The 23478-nt window shown below is 59.2% G+C and carries 24 protein-coding genes; 11 read left to right on the forward strand and 13 right to left on the reverse strand.

Annotation, left to right across the window (positions count from 1 at the left end):
- Nucleotides 1–45 precede the first annotated feature (45 nt).
- Complete coding sequence (locus tag TU76_RS02790) at nt 46–228, forward strand: hypothetical protein (RefSeq protein ID WP_019827733.1); 183 nt, start codon at nt 46–48, stop codon at nt 226–228.
- A gap of 140 nt (nt 229–368) precedes the next feature.
- On the opposite strand, the gene TU76_RS02795 is transcribed toward TU76_RS02790, so the two are convergent.
- The 7 genes from TU76_RS02795 to TU76_RS02825 all read right to left on the reverse strand — a co-directional run bounded on the left by TU76_RS02795 (nt 369) and on the right by TU76_RS02825 (nt 8770).
- The gene (locus tag TU76_RS02795; RefSeq protein WP_019827734.1) at nt 369–914 is read right to left on the reverse strand and encodes a DUF2058 domain-containing protein; all 546 of its coding nucleotides are present in this window, start codon (nt 912–914) and stop codon (nt 369–371) included.
- Nucleotides 915–936: 22 nt separating this feature from the next.
- Nucleotides 937–1770 (reverse strand): nucleoside triphosphate pyrophosphohydrolase, encoded by an 834-nt coding sequence (mazG, locus tag TU76_RS02800; RefSeq protein WP_019827735.1) that lies wholly within the window; start codon nt 1768–1770, stop codon nt 937–939.
- 128 nt (nt 1771–1898) lie between these two features.
- Entirely contained in the window at nt 1899–4151 is a 2253-nt protein-coding gene (gene relA, locus TU76_RS02805) for a GTP diphosphokinase (protein ID WP_019827736.1), read from the reverse strand.
- 119 nt (nt 4152–4270) lie between these two features.
- On the reverse strand, nt 4271–5623 hold the full coding sequence (gene rlmD, locus TU76_RS02810; protein ID WP_019827738.1) for a 23S rRNA (uracil(1939)-C(5))-methyltransferase RlmD: 1353 nt from the start codon (nt 5621–5623) through the stop codon (nt 4271–4273).
- Complete coding sequence (cysM, locus tag TU76_RS02815) at nt 5623–6525, reverse strand: cysteine synthase CysM (RefSeq protein ID WP_048351051.1); 903 nt, start codon at nt 6523–6525, stop codon at nt 5623–5625. The genes rlmD and cysM overlap by 1 nt, the downstream gene beginning before the upstream one ends.
- Nucleotides 6526–6699: 174 nt before the next feature.
- Nucleotides 6700–8052, reverse strand: a complete 1353-nt coding sequence (locus TU76_RS02820; protein WP_048351052.1) for a sensor histidine kinase — start codon at nt 8050–8052, stop codon at nt 6700–6702.
- Entirely contained in the window at nt 8042–8770 is a 729-nt protein-coding gene (locus TU76_RS02825) for a response regulator transcription factor (RefSeq protein WP_019827741.1), read from the reverse strand. The genes TU76_RS02820 and TU76_RS02825 overlap by 11 nt, the downstream gene beginning before the upstream one ends.
- A gap of 204 nt (nt 8771–8974) precedes the next feature.
- Between TU76_RS02825 and TU76_RS02830 the strand changes: the two genes are divergently transcribed.
- The 4 genes from TU76_RS02830 to TU76_RS02845 all read left to right on the forward strand — a co-directional run bounded on the left by TU76_RS02830 (nt 8975) and on the right by TU76_RS02845 (nt 13676).
- On the forward strand, nt 8975–11740 hold the full coding sequence (locus tag TU76_RS02830; protein ID WP_019827742.1) for a response regulator: 2766 nt from the start codon (nt 8975–8977) through the stop codon (nt 11738–11740).
- 62 nt (nt 11741–11802) lie between these two features.
- On the forward strand, nt 11803–12792 hold the full coding sequence (locus tag TU76_RS02835; RefSeq protein ID WP_019827743.1) for a 2-hydroxyacid dehydrogenase: 990 nt from the start codon (nt 11803–11805) through the stop codon (nt 12790–12792).
- 51 nt (nt 12793–12843) lie between these two features.
- Entirely contained in the window at nt 12844–13281 is a 438-nt protein-coding gene (locus TU76_RS02840; protein ID WP_019827744.1) for a hypothetical protein, read from the forward strand.
- Nucleotides 13278–13676: an META domain-containing protein gene (locus tag TU76_RS02845; protein WP_019827745.1), complete on the forward strand. Its 399-nt coding sequence runs from the start codon at nt 13278–13280 to the stop codon at nt 13674–13676. Before TU76_RS02840 ends, TU76_RS02845 begins: the two co-directional genes overlap by 4 nt.
- A 112-nt stretch (nt 13677–13788) precedes the next feature.
- Here the strand turns inward: TU76_RS02845 and TU76_RS02850 are convergent, their stop codons facing one another.
- Nucleotides 13789–14250 carry a TlpA disulfide reductase family protein gene (locus TU76_RS02850; RefSeq protein ID WP_019827747.1) on the reverse strand — a complete coding sequence of 154 codons (462 nt, stop codon included), beginning with the start codon at nt 14248–14250 and terminating at the stop codon, nt 13789–13791.
- Nucleotides 14251–14376: 126 nt separating this feature from the next.
- Between TU76_RS02850 and arsC the strand changes: the two genes are divergently transcribed.
- The 3 genes from arsC to TU76_RS02865 are packed head-to-tail and all read left to right on the forward strand — an operon-like array spanning nt 14377 to nt 15738.
- Entirely contained in the window at nt 14377–14730 is a 354-nt protein-coding gene (arsC, locus tag TU76_RS02855; RefSeq protein WP_019827748.1) for an arsenate reductase (glutaredoxin), read from the forward strand.
- Nucleotides 14727–15332, forward strand: a complete 606-nt coding sequence (wrbA, locus tag TU76_RS02860) for an NAD(P)H:quinone oxidoreductase (protein ID WP_046808897.1) — start codon at nt 14727–14729, stop codon at nt 15330–15332. Before arsC ends, wrbA begins: the two co-directional genes overlap by 4 nt.
- Nucleotides 15325–15738: a DUF2069 domain-containing protein gene (locus TU76_RS02865; protein ID WP_019827750.1), complete on the forward strand. Its 414-nt coding sequence runs from the start codon at nt 15325–15327 to the stop codon at nt 15736–15738. Before wrbA ends, TU76_RS02865 begins: the two co-directional genes overlap by 8 nt.
- Nucleotides 15739–15798: 60 nt before the next feature.
- On the opposite strand, the gene TU76_RS02870 is transcribed toward TU76_RS02865, so the two are convergent.
- Entirely contained in the window at nt 15799–16470 is a 672-nt protein-coding gene (locus TU76_RS02870) for a DNA-3-methyladenine glycosylase I (protein ID WP_048351053.1), read from the reverse strand.
- Nucleotides 16471–16489: 19 nt separating this feature from the next.
- The gene (gene ttcA / locus TU76_RS02875; protein WP_019827753.1) at nt 16490–17314 is read right to left on the reverse strand and encodes a tRNA 2-thiocytidine(32) synthetase TtcA; all 825 of its coding nucleotides are present in this window, start codon (nt 17312–17314) and stop codon (nt 16490–16492) included.
- 264 nt (nt 17315–17578) lie between these two features.
- Here ttcA and TU76_RS02880 point away from each other — a divergent pair, with 264 nt between their 5' ends.
- Together TU76_RS02880 and TU76_RS02885 are read left to right on the forward strand one after the other, a co-directional pair.
- Nucleotides 17579–18181, forward strand: a complete 603-nt coding sequence (locus TU76_RS02880) for a Yip1 family protein (RefSeq protein ID WP_019827754.1) — start codon at nt 17579–17581, stop codon at nt 18179–18181.
- A gap of 167 nt (nt 18182–18348) precedes the next feature.
- Nucleotides 18349–18843, forward strand: coding sequence for a SprT family zinc-dependent metalloprotease (locus tag TU76_RS02885; RefSeq protein ID WP_046808898.1), 495 nt, complete (start codon nt 18349–18351; stop codon nt 18841–18843).
- A 49-nt stretch (nt 18844–18892) separates the two neighbouring features.
- Here the strand turns inward: TU76_RS02885 and TU76_RS02890 are convergent, their stop codons facing one another.
- From TU76_RS02890 to TU76_RS02900, 3 genes are all read right to left on the reverse strand, one after another.
- The gene (locus TU76_RS02890; protein ID WP_019827758.1) at nt 18893–20227 is read right to left on the reverse strand and encodes a dicarboxylate/amino acid:cation symporter; all 1335 of its coding nucleotides are present in this window, start codon (nt 20225–20227) and stop codon (nt 18893–18895) included.
- Between the two features lie 347 nt (nt 20228–20574).
- Entirely contained in the window at nt 20575–21918 is a 1344-nt protein-coding gene (locus TU76_RS02895) for an ATP-binding protein (RefSeq protein ID WP_019827759.1), read from the reverse strand.
- Complete coding sequence (locus TU76_RS02900; protein WP_019827760.1) at nt 21915–22592, reverse strand: response regulator; 678 nt, start codon at nt 22590–22592, stop codon at nt 21915–21917. The genes TU76_RS02895 and TU76_RS02900 overlap by 4 nt, the downstream gene beginning before the upstream one ends.
- Nucleotides 22593–22727: 135 nt before the next feature.
- Here TU76_RS02900 and TU76_RS02905 point away from each other — a divergent pair, with 135 nt between their 5' ends.
- Nucleotides 22728–23471 carry a 4'-phosphopantetheinyl transferase family protein gene (locus tag TU76_RS02905; protein ID WP_019827762.1) on the forward strand — a complete coding sequence of 248 codons (744 nt, stop codon included), beginning with the start codon at nt 22728–22730 and terminating at the stop codon, nt 23469–23471.
- Nucleotides 23472–23478: the final 7 nt, after the last annotated feature.

Genomic DNA, 23478 nt, shown 5'->3' on the forward strand with positions numbered 1-23478 from the left:
TGCGACGACTTGCCGCAGAACCTCATCAGAATTTGGAGCAAGCAGATGACTATCAAAGTAACTGAGCGCGACGATTCACGTATGTTCCACCAACTGGTAGCCCACGGTGTACACCTGTGGGATGTTCATCAAGAAGACGTATTGGTCGGCATGTTCCACCGCGAAAGCGACGCTCACAGCTACAAGGCTGAGCTGGAAAAGCTGGAAGCGCAAAAACGCCAGGCCTGAACGACAGTAACTACAGACTTGAAAAACACAAACCCCGCCGAAGCGGGGTTTGTTTTGTTATGCGCTACGCAAAACTCTGTGGGAGCGAGCCTGCTCGGGAAAGCGTTCGCGAGCAGGCTCGCTCCCACGGGTTGTGAGTGTTACCACATCAGATCATCAGGGATCTGATAAGCCGCGTACGGATCATCTTCTTCCGGTGTTTTCGGCTCGACCAGGATGTTCAATTGCACAATCCGGCGCGGGTCGCGCTCCTGGATCTTAAGCGCCGCCTCGCGAGGGATGACTTCGTAGCCGCCCTGGTGCTGCACGATCGCCAGCGAACCATTGGCCAGCTTGTTGCGCATCAGGGTGTTGACCGACAGGCGCTTGACCTTTTTGTCATCGACGAAGTTGTAGTAGTCCTCGGTCGTCAGCTTCGGCAGACGCGAGACTTCGATCAATTGCTTGATCTGGGCGGCGCGGGCCTTCTGCTCGACTTTCTCCTGTTGCTGACGGTTCAGCTCCTGATCGCGCTTGACCTTCTCGGCCTTCGCTTCAGCAGCCAGACGCTGCTGGGTGTCGTCCAGTTCGATCTGACCCTTGTGGGCCAGGCGCTGTTGCTTCTGCTTTTCTTTGCCGGCCTGCTTGGCCTGCTTCTCGTTGACCAGTCCGGCTTTGAGCAACTGGTCGCGTAGGGAAATGCTCATCTACTTACTCACTTAGGCAAACTCAGCCGCAGCTGGGCAAATTCTTTTCCTGGCGCTTGGCTTCGCCCCACAGGGCGTCCAGGTCTTCAAGGGTGCAACTTTCAATGGGACGCAGGGTATCGCGCAATGCCTGCTCAATAAACCGGAAACGTCGATCAAATTTTGCATTGGCGCCACGCAGGGCCGTTTCAGGGTCAACTTTGAGATGGCGGGCCAGGTTGACCACCGAAAACAGCAGGTCGCCAATCTCGTCATGGATTGCCGCCGTGTCGTTATCGGCCATGGCTTCCAGCACCTCGTCCAGCTCTTCACGGACCTTGTCCAGCACCGGCAATGCCGCCGGCCAGTCAAAACCGACCTGGGCCGCACGCTTTTGCAATTTGGCCGCACGGGACAGCGCTGGCAGCGCCACCGGTACGTCATCCAGCAAGGAGAGCTGCTCGGGGACCCTGGACTTCTCTGCCCGCTCTTGCGCCTTAATTTCATCCCAGCGCTGCTTGACCTGCTCTTCACTCAGGCGTGGCACATCCAGCGGCGCGTACAGATCGCCAGTGGGGAACACATGGGGATGTCGGCGGATCAGCTTGCGGGTGATGCTGTCGATCACTCCGGCAAACTCAAATCGGCCTTCTTCACGGGCCAGCTGGCTGTAATACACCACCTGAAACAGCAAATCGCCCAGTTCGCCTTGCAGGTGTTCAAAGTCGCCTTGCTCAATGGCATCGGCAACTTCGTAAGCTTCCTCAAGGGTGTAAGGCACGATGGTGGCCCAGGTTTGCTTGATATCCCACGGGCAGCCGTACTGCGGGTCACGCAGACGGGCCATGAGGTGTAGCAGGTCGTCAAGGTTGTACATCTGTAATCCTTTGGCCCAAACCTGTAGTCGCTGCCGCAGGCTGCGATGGGTTGCATAGCGACCCCGCTTTACAAAGCGAAGGTCGTTCGGCCCTTATCGCAGTCTCATACCTCGTCAGCGACTACAGGTTATCTTGCTTCGCTGCGCCCGATCCGACGGGTTTCGATGATGTTCGGCAGTTGCGAAATACGCCCCAGCAAACGCCCCAGCGCGTCCAGACCCGGGATCTCGATGGTCAAGGTCATCAACGCTGTGTTGTTTTCCTTGTTCGAGCGGGTATTGACCGCCAGCACGTTGATCCGCTCGTTGAGCAGCACCTGAGATACGTCACGCAGCAAACCCGAACGGTCGTAGGCACGAATTTCGATATCGACCGGGTACGTGGACACCGGGATCGGCCCCCAGTTGACCTGGATGATCCGCTCAGGCTCACGACTGCCCAGTTGCAACACCGAGGCACAGTCCTGACGGTGAATGCTCACGCCACGCCCCTGGGTGATGTAACCGACAATCGCATCACCCGGCAGCGGTTGGCAGCACCCGGCCATCTGGGTAAGCAGGTTGCCGACGCCTTCGATCTGGATGTCCCCGCGCTTGCCCGGCTTGTAGCCCGTAGCCTTGCGCGGAATCAGCTCCATCTGTTCGCTGCCGCGCTCCGGCTCGACCTGCTGCTGCGCCAGATTGATCAACTGCGCCAGGCGCAAGTCACCGGCCCCGAGCGCCGCGTACATATCCTCGGCGGTTCTCATGTTGGCTTTGTCGGCGAGCTTCTCGAAGTCCACCGCCGGCAGGCCCAAACGACTCAGCTCACGCTCAAGCATGGTTTTGCCAGCCGCGACGTTCTGGTCACGCGCCTGCAGCTTGAACCAGTGAACGATCTTGGCCCGCGCCCGCGACGTGGTGATGTAGCCCAGGTTCGGGTTCAGCCAGTCGCGGCTCGGCGTGCCGTGCTTGCTGGTGATGATCTCGACCTGCTCACCGGTTTGCAGGCTGTAGTTGAGCGGCACGATGCGCCCGTTGATCTTGGCACCGCGGCAGTTATGGCCGATTTCGGTGTGTACCCGATACGCAAAGTCCAGCGGTGTTGCGCCCTTGGGCAGGTCGATGGCATGACCGTCCGGAGTAAAGATGTACACCCGGTCCGGTTCGATATCGACCCGCAGTTGATCGGCCAGACCACCGATATCGCCGAGTTCTTCGTGCCATTCCAGCACCTGGCGCAGCCACGAGATTTTCTCTTCGTACTGGTTGGAACCGGCCTTGACGTCCGTGCCCTTGTAGCGCCAGTGCGCACACACCCCCAGCTCGGCCTCTTCGTGCATGGCGTGGGTGCGGATCTGCACCTCCAGCACCTTGCCTTCAGGCCCGATCACGGCGGTGTGCAGCGAGCGGTAGCCGTTCTCTTTAGGGTTGGCGATGTAATCGTCGAACTCTTTGGGAATGTGCCGCCACAGGGTATGGACGATCCCCAGCGCGGTGTAGCAGTCGCGCATTTCCGGGACCAACACCCGTACCGCACGCACGTCGTAGATCTGGCTGAAAGCCAGGCCCTTACGCTGCATTTTTCGCCAGATGGAATAGATGTGTTTGGCCCGGCCGCTGATGTCTGCATCAACTCCGGTGGCCACCAGCTCGGTACGCAACTGGTTCATCACATCACTGATAAAACGCTCGCGATCAAGGCGGCGCTCGTGCAGCAAGGTTGCAATCTGTTTGTACTGCTCGGGCTCCAGGTAGCGGAAGGACAAGTCCTCCAGCTCCCACTTGATATGACCGATACCCAGGCGGTGCGCCAATGGCGCATAAATATCGAACACCTCACGGGCGACGCGGTTGCGCTTCTCGTCCGGGGCATTTTTAACCGCACGAATCGCGCAGGTCCGCTCGGCCAGTTTGATCAGTGCAACGCGCACGTCATCAACCATCGCGACCAGCATCTTGCGCAGGTTTTCGACCTGGCCCTGGGTACCCAGAACCATGGACTGACGGGGACTGAGGCTGGCGCTGATGGCCGCCATGCGCAGCACGCCATCAATCAGCTTGGCAACCACCGGCCCGAAGCGCTGGCTGACGGCAGGCAACAAGACCTGCCCTTCGCGCACGCAGCGATAGAGGATGGCGGCAACCAGAGAGTCTTGATCCAGTTTTAGATCGGCCAAGATCTCGGCGATTTCAAGGCCGGTGCGAAAGCTCGATGTGCCCTCGGCCCACAGGTTTTTTGCCGCGTTGGCTTGCTGCTCGGCCTCGCGCGCAAACTCGCACGCTTCTTTCAAGGCTTCACGGTCAAGCGCCACATCGACACTCACCGCATGATCGAGCCATGCCTCGAGGTTGAGACTGCCGTCGGTGTTGATCGGCTGGTGTGCTCTGACCTGTACCATCTTGCTTACCTTCCCTACAGCGCAGATTCAATGCGCCGAAATCACAGGCCCTAATCCCAACCGCGCGCTACAGGGCGTCACTGCGCGGGTTGCGGGCCCGTCGAAATAGACAGACCGTCCTAGTCTGCTTCAAATAACGCCATCGCCTCGACATGCGCTGTTTGCGGAAACATATCGAGGATTGCGGCACGTTTTAACCGGTAACCCTGCTTCATCAACTCAACCGTGTCCCGTGCCAGCGTGGCCGGGTTACACGACACATACACCAAACGCTTGGCGCCAAGGCCTGACAGCTTGCGCACCACTTCATAAGCGCCATCGCGAGGCGGATCGAGCAGTACGGCACAAAAACCGTCTTTGGCCCAGACTGCATCCACCAGCGGCTGCGACAAGTCAGCCTGAAAGAAGGCCACGTTGTGCAGGTTGTTACTGACCGCATTTTGCGCTGCGCGTTCGACCATGGTCGCAACACCTTCAACGGCAACCACCTCGCGTACCTGACGCGCAAGTGGTAACGCGAAGTTACCCAGCCCACAGAACAAGTCAAGAATCCGTTCGTCAGCTTGTGGAGCAAGCCACTTAATTGCTTGAGCCACCATCGCTTCATTGACGCCAGCATTGACCTGGACGAAATCACCAGGGCGATACGCCAGCTCCAGCCCCCACTGTTCCAAACGGTAGCCCAGAGACTGGGTCAAATCGACCGGTTGTGGCTCGCCTTCACCCTGCAGCCACAATTGGGCGTTATGGGTAAGGCAAAAATCCTGCAGGACGTTCATGTCCGCATCATTGAGCGGCGCCATGTGCCGCAGCAAAACCGCAATCGCCGAACCGCTGAACAACTCGACGTGGCCAAGGGCCTTGGGATTGCTCAACTGGCGCAACATAGCGGGCAGCCCCGACATGATAGGTTGCAATGCCTGTACCAGAACCAAACAGTGATCAATGGCGACGATATCCTGACTACCGGCCGCCCGAAAACCGACGTCCAGACGCTTGGCCCGCGCATCCCAGCGCACGGCGATGCGTGCACGGCGCCGATAGCCAAACTCAGGACCTGTGAGCGGAGTCGCCCACTCTTCAGGTTCGACACCTGCCACACGGGACAGTTGCTCGGTCAACATGCGCTGTTTCAGTGCAAGCTGCTCTTCATGGGGCAAATGCTGCACGCTGCAACCGCCGCATTTTCCCGCGTGGGCACAAGGCGCCACACGACGGATGTCGCTGGCCTTGAAAACACGCTCGGTGCGGGCTTCAACGATCTTGCCGTGAGCCCCCAGCACCCGGGCTTCGACCTCTTCACCGGCCAGGGCGCCCGACACAAACCAGGTACGCCCTTCGATAAAGGCAATACCCCGTCCGTCGTTGGCCAGGCGCTCGATGTTCAAACGCTGTTTCTTGCCCGCAGGCACTTGCGGGGCCTTGGTCCCGCCAGCAGGCTGGAAGCGCAGACCTCTTTCTTGCTTAGCCATCAATTAGGCTCATCGTAAATGCCAGTCGACAAGTAACGATCGCCCCGGTCGCAAATGATCGCGACCATCACCGCGTTTTCGACTTCCTGGTTCAGACGCAGCATGGCTGCCACCGCCCCGCCCGAGGACACGCCACAAAAAATGCCTTCTTCACGGGCCAGACGACGGGTTACGTCTTCGGCTTCGCGCTGAGCCATGTCGACGATGCGGTCAACGCGGTCAGCCTGATAAATTTTCGGCAGGTACTCGGTCGGCCAGCGGCGGATACCTGGAATGGCGGCGCCTTCCATCGGCTGCAAGCCGACGATCTGCACGCCCGGGTTCTGCTCCTTGAGGTAGCGCGACACACCCATGATGGTACCGGTGGTGCCCATCGAACTGATGAAGTGGGTGACCGTACCGTTGGTCTGACGCCAGATCTCGGGGCCGGTGCCCGTGTAGTGCGCTTGGGGATTGTCACCGTTGGCGAACTGGTCGAGGACCTTGCCCAGGCCCTGGGCCTGCATCTTGTCGGCCAGATCGCGGGCACCTTCCATACCCTCCTCCTGGCTGACCAGGATCAGCTCGGCGCCGTAGGCGGTCATGGCCGCCTTGCGCTCGGCGCTGGAGTTGTCAGGCATGATCAGGATCATCTTGTAGCCCTTGATCGCAGCAGCCATGGCCAGTGCAATCCCGGTATTGCCCGAGGTGGCTTCGATCAGGGTATCGCCGGCCTGGATCTGCCCGCGCCCTTCAGCGCGTGCAATCATCGACAGAGCCGGACGGTCCTTGACCGAGCCTGCTGGGTTGTTCCCTTCGAGCTTGAGCAACAAGGTGTTGGTGGTGTTTCCAGCCAGGCGCTGCAAGCGCACCAGAGGAGTGTTGCCGACGCAATCGGCGATAGTTGGGTACTGCAATGTCATGGCGTATTCGCAATCCAGACCGCGGGGCCGCACATCATACCGACAAACGCCGACAGCCCATATCACGCAAAGTGCGGTGCTTATGGCTAAAGGCTATAAGCCAGGCTTTGAGGCACACTCGAACCCGTATCAGCCTCGCGCTGCTCGTCAGCTGCTACGTGGTGCAAGCGCAAGCTATTTGGCTGGTAAACGAACATGCACTCGTAACCCGCCCCCATGATTCTCTGCCCACAAGCTGCCGCCCTGCAACCGCAAGGCATTGCGCGCAATGCTCAGGCCCAGACCGAAACCGCCGTCCCCTGGCCGAGAGCCATCCAGGCGGGTAAAAGGCGCGAATATCCGTTCCAGCTCTTGAGGCGCCACGCCGCCGCCCTGATCGTCCATCCATAAGTGCCATTCGTCGCCTTCACGCTGGCCGCTCAAGCTGACAATACCGTCAATCGGTGAATGCCGAATGGCATTACGCAGGATGTTTTCCAGGGCCTGGGCCAGGCTGTTGAGGTGCCCGCGCACCCGACAGTGTTCATCCACAAGGCAGGGCAACCGCGATTGTGGCCAGCCGCTTTCAAAGCGGGCGTTTTCAGTCAACATCTCCCACAACGCTTGAACCTGAATATCTTCCACCGGCAAGGGCCCGCGCTCGGCATCCAGCCAGGCCAGTTGCAGGGTGTCTTCAACCAGCCGCTGCATGCCGTCGACTTCTCGGCTCAAGCGCTCGCGCAAGGCCTCAACCCCCTGCTCGCTCTCACACGCCACCCGCAAGCGGCTCAAGGGCGTACGCAGTTCATGGGACAAGTCCCGGAGCAACTGCTGCTGTTGCGAGACGGTGCTTTGCAGGCGCTCGGACATTTGATCGAAGGCGCGGGCCAGTTCACCCAGCTCATCCTGACGCGCCGTGGTCTGGCTAGACAGCCGGGCACCCAACTGATCTGCACGCCATGCGTTGGCCTGCTCACGCAAATGATTCAGCGGCACGATCAGCACGCGGTAAAGGCCCACGCACAGCAACAACGTCAACAAACCCGGAATCACGCCGTTGGTGACAATGCGCCAGATCACCTGGGAGCGGCCCGGCATAAAGCGTTGCGGCAACTCGATCACCAGGCTGCCCGCTGAAGGGTCCTTGGGAAAGGGCACCTTGATCCACGGGCGTGCCGTCTTGACATGGCTGATCGGCCAGTCAAGGCCGCGTAAAAAGGTCAGGCGCTGAGCTTCGTGGTCATTGAGCGGATAGCTGCTCAGCGATTGCAAATCCTGACCAATAACCCCGACCCAGCCGGGCTCCCTGCTGCCCATCGTCTGCAGCCACTGGTCGACACCGGTTTGCTGGGCGGTCTCCCAGGCGCGCTCGGCCTCACCGGCGTAGCGCACCAGCGTGTTGTGGGCCTGTTCGGAAAGAAAGCCGGTGCGCTTGTCCATGTAGCGGCCCCAAGACCAACTGAGCCAGATCATCAGCAAACAGAACACCACCAGCAAACAGGCCAGCTTCCAGAAGACAGAGTTCTTGCCCGGCACTTTACAAGGCATCGCTGGCGCTCAAGACATAACCCTTGCCCCACACCGTGCGCACTTCGCGCTGATGGTAGCCGACCGTTTTGAGTTTTCGCCGGATCTGGCTGATGTGCATGTCCAGGCTTCGGTCATGGGCCGCATAACCGCGCTGCAGCACTTGTTGATAGAGAAATGCCTTGCTCAAGACCTCGTCGGCATTGCGCTGCAAGGTATCGAGCAAACGGAACTCGCTGCGGGTTAACCCGGCCCACTGCTCGCCGTGGCGTACGTCGCAGGTGTCTTCGTCGAACAGCAAGCCGCTCTCGGCCGGTGGCGGATCCTGTGTCAGGCGGGTTTCAGGCATACGGTCCAGGGCGACGCGGCGCAAGATGGCCTGGATCCGTACCCGCAGCTCGGCCATGCTGAACGGCTTGGGCAAGTAGTCGTCTGCCCCCAGCTGAAACCCGCTGATACGGTCAGCCTCAGCGCCCAGGGCGGACATCAGGATCACCGGCAAGGCGTGGGTCTGGCGCAATTGCGTGAGCACCTGCAAACCATTCATACCGGGCAGCAGGATGTCCATCAGCACCACATCAAAGTGCTCTTGCCGGGCACGGGCCAACCCCTCCTGGCCGTTCTGACACCAGATAACGTCAAACCCGCAGCGCAGCAACTGCTCGTGCAGATAGGCGCCCAGAATGGGATCGTCTTCAATGGTCAGAAGGCGCGAAGGGCTAACAGCTACGGGATTCATTAACGTCTGCAAGTAATTCTCAATCGGCGATTATTCAAGATTGAGCCACTACGGGCAACCGGCATGGGCTTTATAGCGGGTCCGACAATCGGAATTGAGGGCAAATTTTCAAAGATTTGCCAGGCACCATGTGGCTACACTGCGTTCTGGCCTGAGCGGGATGCACAGGTCACTCTTAAAAAGAATGCAGGGCTGGAGAGTTGCGTGCTTAAAAACCTCGGTATCAAAGGCCGCGTATTGCTGCTTACGTTATTGCCCGTCAGCTTGATGGCAACCGTACTGGGCGGCTACTTCACCTGGCTGCAGCAATCAGAGCTGCAATCGCAGTTGTTACAGCGCGGAGAAATGATCGCCGAACAACTTGCCCCTCTGGTGGCCCCTGCCATGGGCCGGCATGACACCGCACTCCTGGCACGTATCGCCACCGAATCCCTTGAGCAACAGGATGTACGGGCCGTTGCGTTCCTCAACGCCAACCACGAACCCCTCGCCCATGCCGGGCCGATCATGCTCAATCAGGCCCCTCTGGGCAGCAGCACCCAACTGCAGCAACGGACGGATAACGACGCCACCCGCTATTTACTGCCGGTGTTTGGCCGCCATCGCAATCTGGCCGGTGACGTGATCCCCAACGAGGCCCACCGCCTGCTGGGCTGGGTCGAGCTCGAGCTCTCCCACAACGGCATGCTGCTGCGCAGCTACCGCAACCTGTTTGCCAGTTTGCTGCTGATAGTGACCGGACTGGTGCTGACCACCTTGCTGGCACTGCGCATGAGCCGAACGATCAATGCCCCGTTGGGCCAAATCAAGCAAGCCGTGGCGCAGCTCAAGGACGGGCACCTTGAAACCCGTTTGCCGCCATTGGGTAGCCACGAGCTGGACGAGCTGGCCTCGGGCATCAACCGCATGGCCGAAACCCTGCACAATGCCCAGGAAGAACTGCAACACAGCGTCGACCAAGCCACTGAAGATGTGCGCCAAAACCTCGAAACCATTGAGATCCAGAACCTGGAGCTCGACCTGGCCCGCAAGGAAGCCCTGGAAGCCAGCCGGATAAAGTCAGAGTTTCTGGCCAATATGAGCCACGAGATCCGCACCCCGCTCAATGGCATTCTTGGTTTTACCCACTTGCTTCAGAAAAGCGAGCTGACCCCACGTCAGTTCGACTACCTGAACACCATCGAAAAATCAGCCGACAACTTGCTCGGAATCATCAATGAGATTCTCGACTTTTCGAAAATCGAAGCCGGCAAGCTGGTACTCGACACTATCCCGTTCAATCTGCGCGATTTGTTGCAAGACACCCTGACCATCCTAGGGCCCTCGGCCCATGACAAAGGACTGGAGCTGGTCAGTCTGGTGTACCGAGACACACCGCTGTCGCTGATTGGCGACCCGCTGCGACTCAAGCAAATCCTCACCAACCTGGTCAACAACGCCATCAAGTTCACTCGCGAAGGCACCATTGCCGTGCGCGCCATGCTTGAAGACCAGGACGAAAACGAAACCGATGGCAGCGTACAACTGCGCATCAGCGTGCAGGACACCGGCATAGGCCTGACCGCCCAGGATATCCGGGCGCTGTTCCAGGCCTTCAGCCAGGCTGACAACTCACTGTCGCGCCAACCTGGCGGCACCGGGCTTGGGCTGGTGATTTCCAAGCGACTGGTAGAGCAAATGGGTGGCGAAATCGGCGTAGAAAGCACCCCCGGCGAAGGCTCGGTGTTCTGGATCAGCGTCAAACTGCCCAAGGCCCGCGATGACGTCGAGGACCTGCCCTCTGCGCCATTGCTGGGCCGGCGCGTGGCGATCCTGGAGAAGCATGACCTGGCTCGTCAGGCCCTGCACCATCAACTGGAAGACTGCGGCCTGGAAGTCACGCCGTGTACCACCCTTGAAAATCTCACCAATTGCGTGACCGGCGCCCATCAGACTTCGCAGGCTATAGATCTGGCGGTACTCGGGGTCACGGCCAATGACACGCCGCCCGAGCGTCTTAACCAGCACATCTGGGACCTGGAACACATGGGTTGCAAAGTGCTGGTGCTGTGCCCGACCACCGAGCAGGGGCTGTTTAATACCGTGGTGACTAACCCCCACGGCCAGCTTCAGGCCAAACCCGCCTGTACCCGTAAACTGCGCCGTGCCCTGGCCGACCTGATCAGCCCGAAGCAACCCCGTGCCGAGCCCGGTGAGCCACTGGCCAGTCGCGCACCGAGACTGCTGTGTGTCGATGACAACCCGGCCAATCTGTTGCTGGTGCAAACCCTGCTCGAAGGCATGGGCGCCAAAGTGACTGCCGTGGACAGCGGCTATGCCGCCATCGAAGCGGTCAAGACCGAAGACTTTGATCTGGTGCTGATGGATGTGCAGATGCCCGGCATGGACGGACGGGAAACCACCGAAGTCCTGCGCCAATGGGAAAGCGAGCGCCACTGCACGCCGCTGCCGATTGTCGCGCTGACAGCCCACGCAATGGCCAACGAAAAACGTGCCCTGCTGCAAAGCGGCATGGACGATTACCTGACCAAGCCCATCAGCGAGCGTCAATTGGCGCAGGTGGTGTTGAAATGGACAGGGCTGGCCTTGCGCAATCAAATCAGCGACAACCACCACGAACCCATCCGCCACAACGCCCAGTTACCGGTACTCGATCACGAGGAAGGCCTGCGGCTGGCGGCCGGCAAAGCTGACCTGGCCATCGACATGCTGGCCATGTTGCTGGCCTCACTGGAAGCTGACCGCGAGGCCATCCAGCAGGCCCGCACCGCCAAGGACAACAATGCGCTGATCGAACGGGTCCACCGTTTGCACGGTGCCACGCGCTACTGCGGTGTTCCGCAATTGCGAGCCGCCTGCCAGCGCAGCGAAACCCTGCTCAAGCAAACAAGTCCCAATGCCGGCGCTGCCCTCGAAGAACTGGACAGGGCCATCATCCGCCTGGCCAAAGAGGCGCGCAGTCGCGCATAAAACCGAGAAGCTGTAGCCGCTGACGAGCTACACAGTTCAGGCCCACCCACCAAGGAAGACCCATGCGCACGATTCTTTTCAGCAGCCAGACCTACGACAGCGACAGTTTCACCGCAGCCGAGCAACCTGACGGCAATGAACTGCACTTCCAGCCGGCGCGCCTGACCCTCGACACTGCAGCGCTGGCCCATGACTACGAGGTGGTCTGCCCGTTTATCAATGACGACCTGAGCGCCCCGGTGCTGGAGCAACTGGCCGCAGGCCGCACGCGGCTTATTGCCCTGCGCTCGGCCGGCTATAACCACGTTGATCTGCCGGCTGCCAAACGCTTGGGCTTGAGCGTGGTGCGCGTACCAGCCTACTCCCCGCACGCCGTGGCCGAACATGCCGTGGCCTTGATCCTGGCGCTTAACCGGCGCTTGCACCGGGCCTACAACCGCACCCGCGAAGGCGACTTCACCCTGCACGGGCTGACCGGCTTCGATCTGGTGGGAAAAACCGTGGGCGTGGTCGGCACCGGTCAGATCGGCGCTACGTTCGGCAAAATCATGGCCGGTTTCGGCTGCAAGCTGCTGTGCTTTGACCCGTACCCAAACGCCGAGCTGCTGGCTCTGGGCGCGAAGTATGTAAGCCTGCCCGAACTGCTGGCCGAGTCGCACATCATTTCCCTGCACTGCCCGCTGACTTCAGACAACAAACACCTGATCAACAGCACCAGCCTGGCCACCCTCAAACATGGCGCCATGCTGATCAACACCGGACGCGGCGCATTGGTCGATACGCCGGCGCTGATCGAAGCGCTGAAAAATGGCCAGTTGGGTTACCTGGGGCTGGATGTCTATGAGGAGGAGGCCCAACTGTTCTTCGAAGACCGCTCCGACCTGCCCCTGCAAGATGATGTGCTGGCGCGGCTGCTGACCTTTCCCAATGTGATCATCACCGCCCATCAGGCCTTTCTGACCCGTGAGGCCCTGAGTGCGATTGCCTCCACGACATTGAGCAACATCGCGGCCTGGAAAAACGGTACACCGCAAAACCTGATCGAAGGTTGATCTTGGGCTTTGATGCCTGCGTGCTAGCATAGCGACTTATTTGGAGGACCCATGGTCGAACACGATTTTCGCTACAGCCTGCTTAACCCGCAGCACACCCTGATTGAATGCCGCGCCCTGGCGCCAGGTCTGTATCAGGTCACCGGCAACGGTGGCTCGATTCAAACCGGCGACGTACTGATTGTGACCCTCAAAGGCAGCAAGGACTTGTCCATGCGCCTGACCGTCGACAAGGTCCGTCACCTGATCAATCCGCGCGGCCAGTGGGTTGCCGTCACCAAAGGGCCGGTTTTCGGCGAGCTGGCGATTCATGAATGGCAGGTCAACTGCGACACATGCGCCAAAGAGTTGAAGTTCGAGTTCGCGGTCGACGCCAAACTCGGCACCAAGGCGCAAAAACCTGCAGCCTCGGCACGTATCGCAGAGCTGGGCTGGAGCACTGAAGGCAGCAAACACGTGTGCCCTCAATGCCAAAAGGTTGCGCCATGAAACACCTGACCCTGCTCGCCTTGCTCGGCGCAAGCCTGGTCGGCTGCGCAGGTGATCCGGTCAAGTTGCAGCAGAACCACACCTATGTACTGGAGTGGATCGGCGAACGGCCGCTGATCGACAACAGCCACCTGACCGTGACCCTGGACGATGCTGGCCGGGCCTATGGCAGTGGCGGTTGTAATCACTGGTTCGCGCCGTACACCCTGGACGGCAACACGCTGACCTTTGGTGGCGTGGGCAGCACCCGCAAAGCCTGTGCCCCGGCACTGATGGAGCAGGAGCACCGATTCTTCGAGGCCCTGCAAACCGTACAGAGCTGGGACATCTCGCCGATTGAACAAGTGCGGTTCTGGCCAGCTGAAGGCAAGCCGCTACGGCTGTGGCCTGAATAGGACTAAAAACCTGTGGGAGCCAGCCTGCTGGCGATGCAAACAACCCGGCCTGCCTGACTCACCGTGCTGATGTTTTCGCTGGCAGGCCAGCTCCCACAGAAGCTGGCCTCGCTTAGCCGCGCAATTCCTTGATCTTGGCCAACACGCCGGCCGCCGTCTGCTCGCCCATCAACGTCGCACGCACCTTGCCTTTGTCATCGATGATGTAGGTCACTGGCAATGCCTCGCTACGTGGCAGATCGAAGACTTCAGCCGGATCCTGCGCCAGCACGGTAAACGTGATGCCCAGCGCGGTACTCGCTTCGCTCAGTTCCTTGCCCTGCAGACCATCGAAGTTGACCCCGAACACCCCCACGGACTGCCCCTGCAGCTGTTTTTCCAGGGAGTTGAGTTCAGGAATCTCGATCCGGCATGGCCCGCACCATTCAGCCCAGTAATTGATGACCTTCCATTGTTTGTCCAGACGCTCCGATGCGATCTTCTGTCCGTGCTGATCGACCCCATAATCATTTCCGCAGCCGGCCAACAATAACGTGGCAGAGACGGCAGCTACTGCCATGAGTCGCTTTAACATGTGTTGATCCTTCTTGGTGAATACATACAAAAAGCCATCAGCGAGCGGCCATTTACCGCATACGGTTCAGGCGCGCCCGTCAGGCGGGTAGAATAGCCGCCACCTTACGCAAGATGCGACCCGCACATGACCGATCTGACGCTTTATCACAACCCGCGCTGCTCGAAATCCCGCGGTGCGCTCGAACTCCTCGAAGCCCGGGGCCTGACTCCCACCGTAGTACGCTACCTCGACACGCCCCTGGACGCCTCCCAACTGCGCGACCTGCTGGCCAAGCTGAAGATCAGCGCACGCCAACTGTTGCGCACCGGCGAAGACGAGTTCAAGGCCCTCAACCTGGCGGATGCAAGCCTCAGCGAGGCGCAACTGATCGACGCGATGGCTGCGCATCCCAAGCTGATCGAACGGCCGATCCTGGTCGTGGGCAACAAAGCGGTGATTGGCCGTCCACCTGAAAAAGTCCTGGAGATCCTGCCGTGAGCGCGCCCTATATTCTGGTTCTTTATTACAGCCGTAATGGTTCGACCAGCGAGATGGCCCGGCAAATCGCCCGCGGCATCGAGCAAGGCGGCCTTGAGGCACGCTTGCGTACGGTGCCCGCCATCTCCACCGAGTGCGAAGCCGTGGCCCCCGGCATTCCGGAAGAAGGCGCCCTTTACGCCAGCCTCGACGACCTGAAAAACTGCTCGGGTCTGGCCCTGGGCAGCCCTACCCGCTTCGGCAACATGGCTGCTGCGCTGAAATATTTTCTGGATGGCACCAGCAATCTCTGGCTGACGGGCGCACTGGTCGGCAAACCGGCTGGTGTTTTCACATCAACCGCCAGCCTGCACGGTGGCCAGGAAAGCACTCTGCTGTCGATGCTCTTGCCGCTGATGCACCACGGCATGCTGGTCACCGGCCTGCCTTACAGCGAGTCGTCCTTGCTGCACACCACGGCCGGCGGAACTCCGTATGGCCCGAGCCATCACGCGGGCGCCGACGGCAAGCGCGGGCTGGACGAACACGAAGTCACCCTGTGCCGGGCCTTGGGTCAACGCTTGGCCACCATCGCCCTGAAACTGGAGACTACCCGTGGCTAAAAAGCCAAAAGTGCTGCCTCCCATCGAATGGCTGGAGCCGCGGGTGCGGCTGATGCGCGTACTGAGCCTGGTGTGTTTTTTTGGCCTGATCGGCCTGCTGTGCGTTTACTACCTGATCTTTGCTGACCTGCATGGCGCACGCCCGTGGGTGATTCTGCTGATCGAGCTGGTGCCGTTGATGTTTCTGGTCCCAGGAATGCTCAAAGGCAGCCCGCGCGGGCACTCGTTCACCTGCTACGTGGTCAACCTGTACTTGATCAAGGGGGCATTGGCAGCGTTCGATCCGAATCGCCAAGTGTTCGGCCTGCTGGAAATCGCCGCCAGTGTGGCCGTATTCATCAGCGCCATGCTGTTTGTGCGCTGGCGTTACCAGCTGGATCGGCGATTGGCGGGTGAAGGCGCGTAAGAGCGTGTGGGAGCGGGCAAGCCTCGCTCCCACAGGTTTTATGCCGCTCGCAAAACCTGCTTAATGATTCACCGTAAACGCCAGCATCTGTGACAGCTGGCACATCGGCCGGCCACTTTCGGCGTGCCACTGGTTAAATGCGTTTTGCACAATCGCCAGGTCCCGCAGGCTGGTAGGTGCTTTGTCCACCAGCTTTTGCGCGTTCAAAGCAGCTACCACGTCATCGCTGGGCACAAAGGTGTCCTTGCCGACCATACGTAAAAAGCGTGGAGCCGATAATCCGCCCAACTGATGCCCGTGCTTGGCCAGGTATTTCCACAACCCGACGATATCGGTCACCGGCCAATCCGCGATAAACGCGCCAAAACTGCCGTGTTCGTGAGCGATATCGAGCACCATCTGCGCATTGCGCGGTACGCTTTTAAGCTTGCCCAGATGGCGAATGATCCGCGCATCCTGCATCAGCCGCTCCAGATGCTCGGCGCCCATCAGCACCACTTTCTCCGGTTCAAATCCGAAGAACACTTCCTCAAACACCGGCCACTTGGCATCCACCACGCTGTGCTTGAGCCCGGCACGAAAAACACGCAGAGCCAGGGTCGAAAGGTAGCGATCATCGCTGATCCGGCGCAATTGTTCCGGGCTTCTCGGGACGGGCAATTGAGCTTCCAGTGCGGCTGACGAACCAAAACGGTTCAAACAATATTCGTGCAGCCATTTGTAGTCGCGCATGCCCTCTCCTCTCGGCAATTTACAGGTTAAGCAGGTTAACGAACCGCGACGCAGCAGTGTCGTCGATCTTCAGGCTGGCAAAGTCATACAGGTTACGGTCCGCCAATTGCGACGGGATAACGTTCTGCAAACTGCGAAAGATACTCTCGGTGCGCCCTGGCGTCTTGCGGTCCCAGTCCTGAAGCATGTCCTTGACGACCTGGCGCTGCAGGTTCTCCTGCGAGCCACACAGGTTGCATGGAATGATCGGGAACTGCCGCAGGTCCGAGTAGGCCTGAATGTCCTTCTCGTTGCAGTACGCCAGAGGCCGGATCACCACATTGCGCCCGTCATCGGAGCGCAGCTTGGGCGGCATCGCCTTGAGGGTTCCGTTGAAGAACATGTTGAGAAAGAAGGTTTCAACGATGTCATCGCGATGATGCCCCAAGGCCATCTTGGTCGCGCCGATCTTGTCGGCAAAGGTGTACAAGGTGCCCCGGCGCAAGCGCGAACACAGTGAACAGGTGGTCTTGCCTTCGGGGATCAGTTCCTTGACCAGCGAGTAGGTATCTTTTTCAACGATGTGGTACTCCACGCCCAATGACTTGAGGTAGGTCGGGAGTACGTCTTCGGGGAAGCCCGGCTGCTTCTGGTCCATGTTCACGGCCACGATTTCGAACTGGATGGGCGCGACTTTTTGCAGGTGCAGCAGCACATCGAGCAAGGTGTAGCTGTCTTTGCCACCCGACAGGCAAACCATCACCTTATCGCCGTGTTCAATCATTTTGAAGTCGGCCACAGCCTCACCGGTCAAGCGACGCAGGCGTTTCTGGAGTTTGATTTGAGAGACCGAATGAGTGCCCATAGCGCTTGAAATCCGCGAGTTAAGACGAAAAGTCGGGGATTTTACCGAAAAAACCTCAAACGACGCACCCCTTTGCCCCCTAAAGACGTCAATGCGATAAGCCTGCGTCTGACAGCACAATATGCTCTAAAGGGCCGGTTATATGGGTCGGCAGGTTCCCTATACTTGATCTAAGGCCGCACGCCCACCGCATTGAAACGTATTGGCTGCGCGACCGGCACGCGTCCCACTGGGGGCGATGCGTCTCATACAGGAGCGACAGCCATGATCCATCACGTTGTGGGCCTTTTCACCCACCCCGATAAAGAGTGGCGCGAAATCCGTGGCGATGCAGAAGAAAGCATCGGCCATATGTACCTCACTCATACATTGATTCTGGCTGCGATCCCGGCCATTTCCGCATTTATTGGTACCACTCAGGTGGGCTGGGTGATCGGAGCTCGGGCGCCGGTCATGCTCACCTTAGACAGCGCGTTATGGATGACTCTGATGTCCTACGTCGCAATGCTTGCGGGCGTGGGTGTGATGGGCGCGTTTGTTCACTGGATGGCCCGCACTTACGATGCACAACCCAGCCTGCCGCGTTGCGTGGCCTTTGCCACCTACACGGCGACACCGTTGTTTATCGGCGGGCTGGCGGCGCTGTATCCCCATATGTGGCTGGGCATGATGGTGGGCACCGCAGCCATTTGCTACACCGTGTATTTGCTCTACGTGGGGCTGCCGACCTTCATGAACATTGACCCCGACGAAGGCTTTCTATTTTCAAGTTCGGTACTGGCGGTCGGCCTGGTGGTACTGGTGGCGATCATGGCGTTTACCGTGATTGTCTGGGGGCTGGGCGTAGGGCCGGTGTATACCAACTAAACGTCCCCCTAAAACCTGTGGGAGCGAGCCTGCTCGCGAAGGCCTGATGCACTTGAGCTTTCGCGAGCAGGCTCGCTCCCACAGGCTGGTATAGACCATTGGGCGCCAACAGGTTCGGAACCCCCACCGCTTGCGGCATAATCGCCAGCTCTGGAGAACCGAACCGAATGCCCGAGTCCCTCAATACCCGCGTAGAAGACTGCTTCCAACAGGCCGAAGTATTTTTCAAACGCCCTTTTAAACGCCCCGTCGTCAGCTTCAAGCTGCGCGGGCAAAAAGCAGGTGTCGCCCATCTGCACGAAAACCTGCTGCGCTTCAATCCGCAGCTGTACCGCGAAAACAGTGAAGACTTTCTCAAGCAGACTGTCCCCCACGAAGTCGCCCACCTGATTGCCCACCAACTGTTTGGCGACCGCATCGCACCCCATGGTGAGGAATGGCAGTTGATCATGCGCGGGGTGTACGAACTGCCGCCCAATCGCTGCCATACCTACGCCATCAAGCGCCGTAGCGCCACGCGCTACATCTACCGCTGCCCTTGTCCGCAGAGCGACTTTGCGTTCTCGGCCCAGCGTCATGCCCTGGTCAACCAGGGGCGCAGTTACCTGTGCAGACGCTGCCGCCAGACGTTGGTCTTCAGCGGCCAAACCCGGGTCGAATAGGCAGGCATAAAAAAACCCATCCGAAGATGGGTTTTTTATTCACTCAAGCTTACTTGAGCAACACCGGGGCCGGGCCTTCAGCCACACCCAGGTCATCTTGCGGACGCGTGTCGTCCAGCGGGCGACCACCAGAGTTCAGCTCTGCTTGCAACTTGTCAGTGTCCAGCTCTTTCACCCACTTGGCCACAACCAAGGTTGCCACCGCGTTACCGATCAGGTTGGTCAGGGCACGGGCTTCGGACATGAAGCGGTCGATACCCAGAATCAGCGCCAGACCAGCAACCGGCAAGTGACCTACAGCCGACAGGGTTGCCGCCAGTACGATAAAACCACTACCGGTTACGCCTGCAGCACCTTTAGACGACAGCAACAACACCAGCAGCAGCGTGATCTGGTGTGTGATGTCCATATGAGTGTCTGTCGCCTGAGCGATAAACACAGCAGCCATGGTCAGGTAGATCGAAGTGCCGTCGAGGTTGAACGAGTAGCCGGTCGGGATCACCAGACCCACCACCGACTTCTGCGCGCCCAGACGCTCCATTTTCACCAGCATGCGTGGCAGGGCCGATTCCGACGAGGACGTACCCAGTACGATCAGCAGCTCTTCACGGATGTAGCGGATCAGCTTCAAAACGCTGAAGCCATGAGCGCGGGCAATACCGCCCAGCACGATCAGCACGAACAACACGCAGGTGATGTAGAAGCAGATCATCAACTGGCCCAACTGAACCAGCGAGCCTACGCCGTAAGCGCCGATGGTGAAGGCCATCGCACCCAGTGCACCAATGGGCGCCAGCTTCATGATCATGTTGATGATGTTGAACATCACGTGGGCGAAGCGATCGATGAAGTCCAGTACCGGTTTGCCGTAAGCACCCAGGCGATGCAGGGCGAAACCGAAGATCACCGAGAACATCAGCACTTGCAGGATGTCGCCATTGGCGAAGGCGCCAACAATGGTCGACGGGATCACGTTGAGGATAAAGCCTACGATGCTCTGGTCTGCGCCTGCCGACACGTAACCGGCAATTTTGCTGGCATCCAGGGTCGACACGTCAATGTGCATACCCGCGCCAGGCTGAACCACGTTGACCACAATCAGGCCAATCAGCAGGGCAATGGTCGATACCACTTCAAAGTAGAGCAACGCATAGCCACCGGTCTTGCCGACCGACTTCATGCTCTGCATGCCGGCAATACCGCTCACCACCGTACAGAAAATAATGGGCGCGATGACCATCTTGATCAGTTTGATAAAACCATCACCCAGCGGTTTAAGGGCAACACCGGTTTCAGGGTAGAAATGGCCCAACAAGATGCCGATAGCGATAGCTAAGATCACTTGCACATACAGGGATTTGTACAGTGGCTGACGAGTCGTCATTGCAAAGTTCCTCAAGTGCATCACTCAGTCATCATTCCGTCTGAGACTGGCGATACCCAAAGCGCGAACCCTCCTTCTTGGAGGGATTTGTTGTTGGAGCTGCTCTACCGGCAGACCTCTCGCACTTATTGCAAGCCGTGGGCCACATTGGGCAAAACCCTCTCAAAGGCCCATGGCACCAGCACCTGCAGGAAATTTCAGTTTGATTTTCAAGGACAGGACTTGGCGGGATTCCGCCCATCGGGCCTGTTGAGACGGACAAGATGGCGGATATCCGCCTGAATCCCACGGACTCCTGTAGCAGCTGCCGAAGGAACGAGGCTGCTGCTAGAGGGGTTCGTCGCTCACTACGCCGGGAAGTGAATCCGGAAGGCGGCCCCGCCCAGTGACGAGTCGTCCAGCGTCAGGGTGGCGTCATAGCTTTCGATGATGTCCTTGACCACTGCCAGGCCAATGCCCTGCCCCGGATGCTGACGGTCCAGGCGCTCCCCGCGTTGCAGAATTCTTGCGCGTTGATCGGCCGGCACGCCCGGGCCATCGTCTTCAACGCAGACCTCAATGCCATGCACATTGCGATGCAGGCTGATGCGTACCTGACTCAGACACAACCGGTAGGCGTTTTCCAACAGGTTGCCGAGCAATTCCAGCAAGGCGTTCTGCTCGATCGGTACATGGCTCAACTCCGGAATGTCGTAGCTGACCTTCACCCCTTTATCCCGGTACACCTTGTCTAGCGTGTCACACAGGCTGCGCACCACCGGCAGCAGTTCGACCTGATGGCGGACCAGGCCGCTTTTGCGCAAACTGGCACGCTGCAACTGATAGCCAATTTGCTGGTTCATGCGCTCAATCTGGCTTTGCAGCACCCAGGCCTGCTCGCGCTCTGCAGGGCGCTGGGCCATGCTTTCACTCACACCCTGCAACACCGCCAAGGGGGTTTTCAGGCTGTGGGCCAGGTCATCAAGTGAATCGCGATAACGCGTACGCTGCTCGCGCTCGCTTTGCAGCAAACGGTTCAACGAGCCGGTCAGACGCAGCAACTCCCGAGGGTGCTGCTCGCTGAGGCTTTCCCGCTCGCCGGTTTCAATTTCATCCAGTTCCTGACTCAAACGTCGCAAGGCGCGTAACCCCCACGTCAGACCAATCCATAGCAATGCCAGCAGCACAATCAACGCCGCGCCAAACCCCAGGTAAAGGTTTTCGCGCAAGCCTGCCAACGTCAGGTTGTATTCACGCATCGGTTGCAAGGCAACAAAGCTGAAGGCCGCATTCTTGCCGCCGAGCAACTTCACCTCGACGTCGTAGACAAAAAACTCTTCGCCGTTGTCTTCGCGAATACTCGCAAATTCGTTGCCACGCCCGTCATAGCGCGGTTTGTAGTTAATGGTTTCTTCTTGCGTAGCCCGCGAGCGCCACACCAGATGGCCCTCGCGGTCAAAGACATAGCCGAGAACGCGACTGTCCGGCAGGTCAAACTGCTCGTCCGGTAACAGGACGGGCATTTTGAGATGGTTTTTTTCGACCTTGGCCGCCGAAATCAACGTGGTGACATCAGACGCCAGGCGCTGCTCGATGGCGTCCTTGAGGGCCAGACTGAACGCCCCCTGCATGGCCGGTAACAGCGCCAGCATAAACAGCACGGCCAACAACGTGGCCGCTAACATCAATCGAACGCGAAGCGAACGAATCATCGACAGCGCTCAGTGAACAGGTAACCCAGCCCACGCACGGTATCGATCGGTTTAAAGCCATTTGCCCCCTCAAGCTTGCGACGCAGGCGCCCTACCAGCACCTCGATCACATTCGGATCACGCTCCTCGTCATCCGGGTACAACTGTTCCATCAAGCGGTCCTTGGCAACCACTTGCTGGTGATGGCGCATCAGGTACTCAAGAATACGGTACTCATACGCTGTCAACGCCAGCGGCTCATCATCGAGCAGCGCTTGCTTGCGATTGATGTCCAGCACCAGTGCTCCCGCCACGATCGTCGACTGGGTAAAACCACAGGAACGGCGCAGCAACGCATTGAGCCGCGCCTCCAGCTCTTCGAACTGAAACGGCTTGACCACATAATCGTCGGCGCCGGCAGCCAGCCCTTCGACCTTGTCCTGCCAGTTGCCACGAGCCGTCAGAATCAGGATCGGAAACGTCTTGCCCCGCGCGCGCAACTGACGAATCAGTTCCAGCCCGCTCATTCCCGGCAAACCCAGATCAATCATGGCCAAGTCATGGTTGAACTGTTCGCTCTGATACAACGCCTCTTCGGCATTGGCGACGGCCTCGACCACATGGCCGTTTTCGCTCAGTCGGGTTTGCAAGTGATGGCGCAGCAACGCCTCATCTTCAACCACCAACAATTTCATCGCGCTCTCCCAAGCAAAATCCGCGTCTCGAAGGACGTGTGTCCCCTATAGCCTAGCCACACACAGTAAGTCGTGCGCCCTGAACAGACTCTGAACAATTGCACAGCCGGGCCAAGCCCCTGCACAATGCCCGCCATGAACCGACTCCCCGCCCTGCCTGCCTGCTGCACGCCGTTGCGTACTGACTGGCCCCTGCCGCAACAACTGCCCGCCAGTGTGTGGTTCAGCACCGACTTTATCCCCGCACAGCTTGCAGTGGATGATTTTGCCCAAAGCGCCATTGAGATGCCTGCGAGTATTCAACGCTCAGTGGCCAAACGCCAAGCCGAATTTTTGGCCGGCCGCCTGTGCGCCCGCGCCGCCCTGCTGCAACTGGACGGCACCTGTAACGTTCCCACCATGGGTAAAGACCGCGCCCCCGTATGGCCAGCTCATATCAGCGGCACCATCACCCACAGCAATGGGCGCGCTGCAGCGCTGGTGGCACTGAAAAGTGAATGGCAAGGGCTGGGCATGGATCTGGAGAATCTGCTCAGCACCGAGCGCGCCAAGCGCCTGGCCAATGAAATCCTCACCCCCGATGAATTGCAACGCATGGCTGCCGGGCCTGAAGAGCAGATAGCGCTACTGGTCACCCTGACCTTCTCGGTCAAGGAAAGCCTGTTCAAGGCCCTGTTTCCCTTGGTGCACAAACGCTTTTATTTTGAACACGCCGAAGTGCTCGACTGGACAACGGACGGCCATGTGCGCCTGCGCCTGCTCACCGACCTGTCGCCTGAATGGCAACACGGCCGCGAGCTGGATGCGCAGTTTTGCCTGCTTGAAAATCAAGTATTGAGTGTGGTGGCGATCAAGGCTCAGACGCCTGCGGCTCCCTGATCCCCAA

Origin of the sequence: Pseudomonas psychrophila, from assembly GCF_001043005.1 — a bacterium.
GTDB classification, from domain to species: Bacteria; Pseudomonadota; Gammaproteobacteria; order Pseudomonadales; family Pseudomonadaceae; genus Aquipseudomonas; species Aquipseudomonas psychrophila.

Bases quoted from the DNA above. Each gene is read 5' to 3' on its own strand.
- TU76_RS02790 (WP_019827733.1), top strand. From the start codon at position 46: ATGACTATCAAAGTAACTGAGCGCGACGATTCACGTATGTTCCACCAA.
- TU76_RS02795 (WP_019827734.1), bottom strand. From the start codon at position 914: ATGAGCATTTCCCTACGCGACCAGTTGCTCAAAGCCGGACTGGTCAAC.
- mazG (WP_019827735.1), bottom strand. From the start codon at position 1,770: ATGTACAACCTTGACGACCTGCTACACCTCATGGCCCGTCTGCGTGAC.
- relA (WP_019827736.1), bottom strand. From the start codon at position 4,151: ATGGTACAGGTCAGAGCACACCAGCCGATCAACACCGACGGCAGTCTC.
- rlmD (WP_019827738.1), bottom strand. From the start codon at position 5,623: ATGGCTAAGCAAGAAAGAGGTCTGCGCTTCCAGCCTGCTGGCGGGACC.
- cysM (WP_048351051.1), bottom strand. From the start codon at position 6,525: ATGACATTGCAGTACCCAACTATCGCCGATTGCGTCGGCAACACTCCT.
- TU76_RS02820 (WP_048351052.1), bottom strand. From the start codon at position 8,052: ATGCCTTGTAAAGTGCCGGGCAAGAACTCTGTCTTCTGGAAGCTGGCC.
- TU76_RS02825 (WP_019827741.1), bottom strand. From the start codon at position 8,770: ATGAATCCCGTAGCTGTTAGCCCTTCGCGCCTTCTGACCATTGAAGAC.
- TU76_RS02835 (WP_019827743.1), top strand. From the start codon at position 11,803: ATGCGCACGATTCTTTTCAGCAGCCAGACCTACGACAGCGACAGTTTC.
- TU76_RS02840 (WP_019827744.1), top strand. From the start codon at position 12,844: ATGGTCGAACACGATTTTCGCTACAGCCTGCTTAACCCGCAGCACACC.
- TU76_RS02845 (WP_019827745.1), top strand. From the start codon at position 13,278: ATGAAACACCTGACCCTGCTCGCCTTGCTCGGCGCAAGCCTGGTCGGC.
- TU76_RS02850 (WP_019827747.1), bottom strand. From the start codon at position 14,250: ATGTTAAAGCGACTCATGGCAGTAGCTGCCGTCTCTGCCACGTTATTG.
- arsC (WP_019827748.1), top strand. From the start codon at position 14,377: ATGACCGATCTGACGCTTTATCACAACCCGCGCTGCTCGAAATCCCGC.
- TU76_RS02870 (WP_048351053.1), bottom strand. From the start codon at position 16,470: ATGCGCGACTACAAATGGCTGCACGAATATTGTTTGAACCGTTTTGGT.
- ttcA (WP_019827753.1), bottom strand. From the start codon at position 17,314: ATGGGCACTCATTCGGTCTCTCAAATCAAACTCCAGAAACGCCTGCGT.
- TU76_RS02880 (WP_019827754.1), top strand. From the start codon at position 17,579: ATGATCCATCACGTTGTGGGCCTTTTCACCCACCCCGATAAAGAGTGG.
- TU76_RS02885 (WP_046808898.1), top strand. From the start codon at position 18,349: ATGCCCGAGTCCCTCAATACCCGCGTAGAAGACTGCTTCCAACAGGCC.
- TU76_RS02890 (WP_019827758.1), bottom strand. From the start codon at position 20,227: ATGACGACTCGTCAGCCACTGTACAAATCCCTGTATGTGCAAGTGATC.
- TU76_RS02895 (WP_019827759.1), bottom strand. From the start codon at position 21,918: ATGATTCGTTCGCTTCGCGTTCGATTGATGTTAGCGGCCACGTTGTTG.
- TU76_RS02900 (WP_019827760.1), bottom strand. From the start codon at position 22,592: ATGAAATTGTTGGTGGTTGAAGATGAGGCGTTGCTGCGCCATCACTTG.
- TU76_RS02905 (WP_019827762.1), top strand. From the start codon at position 22,728: ATGAACCGACTCCCCGCCCTGCCTGCCTGCTGCACGCCGTTGCGTACT.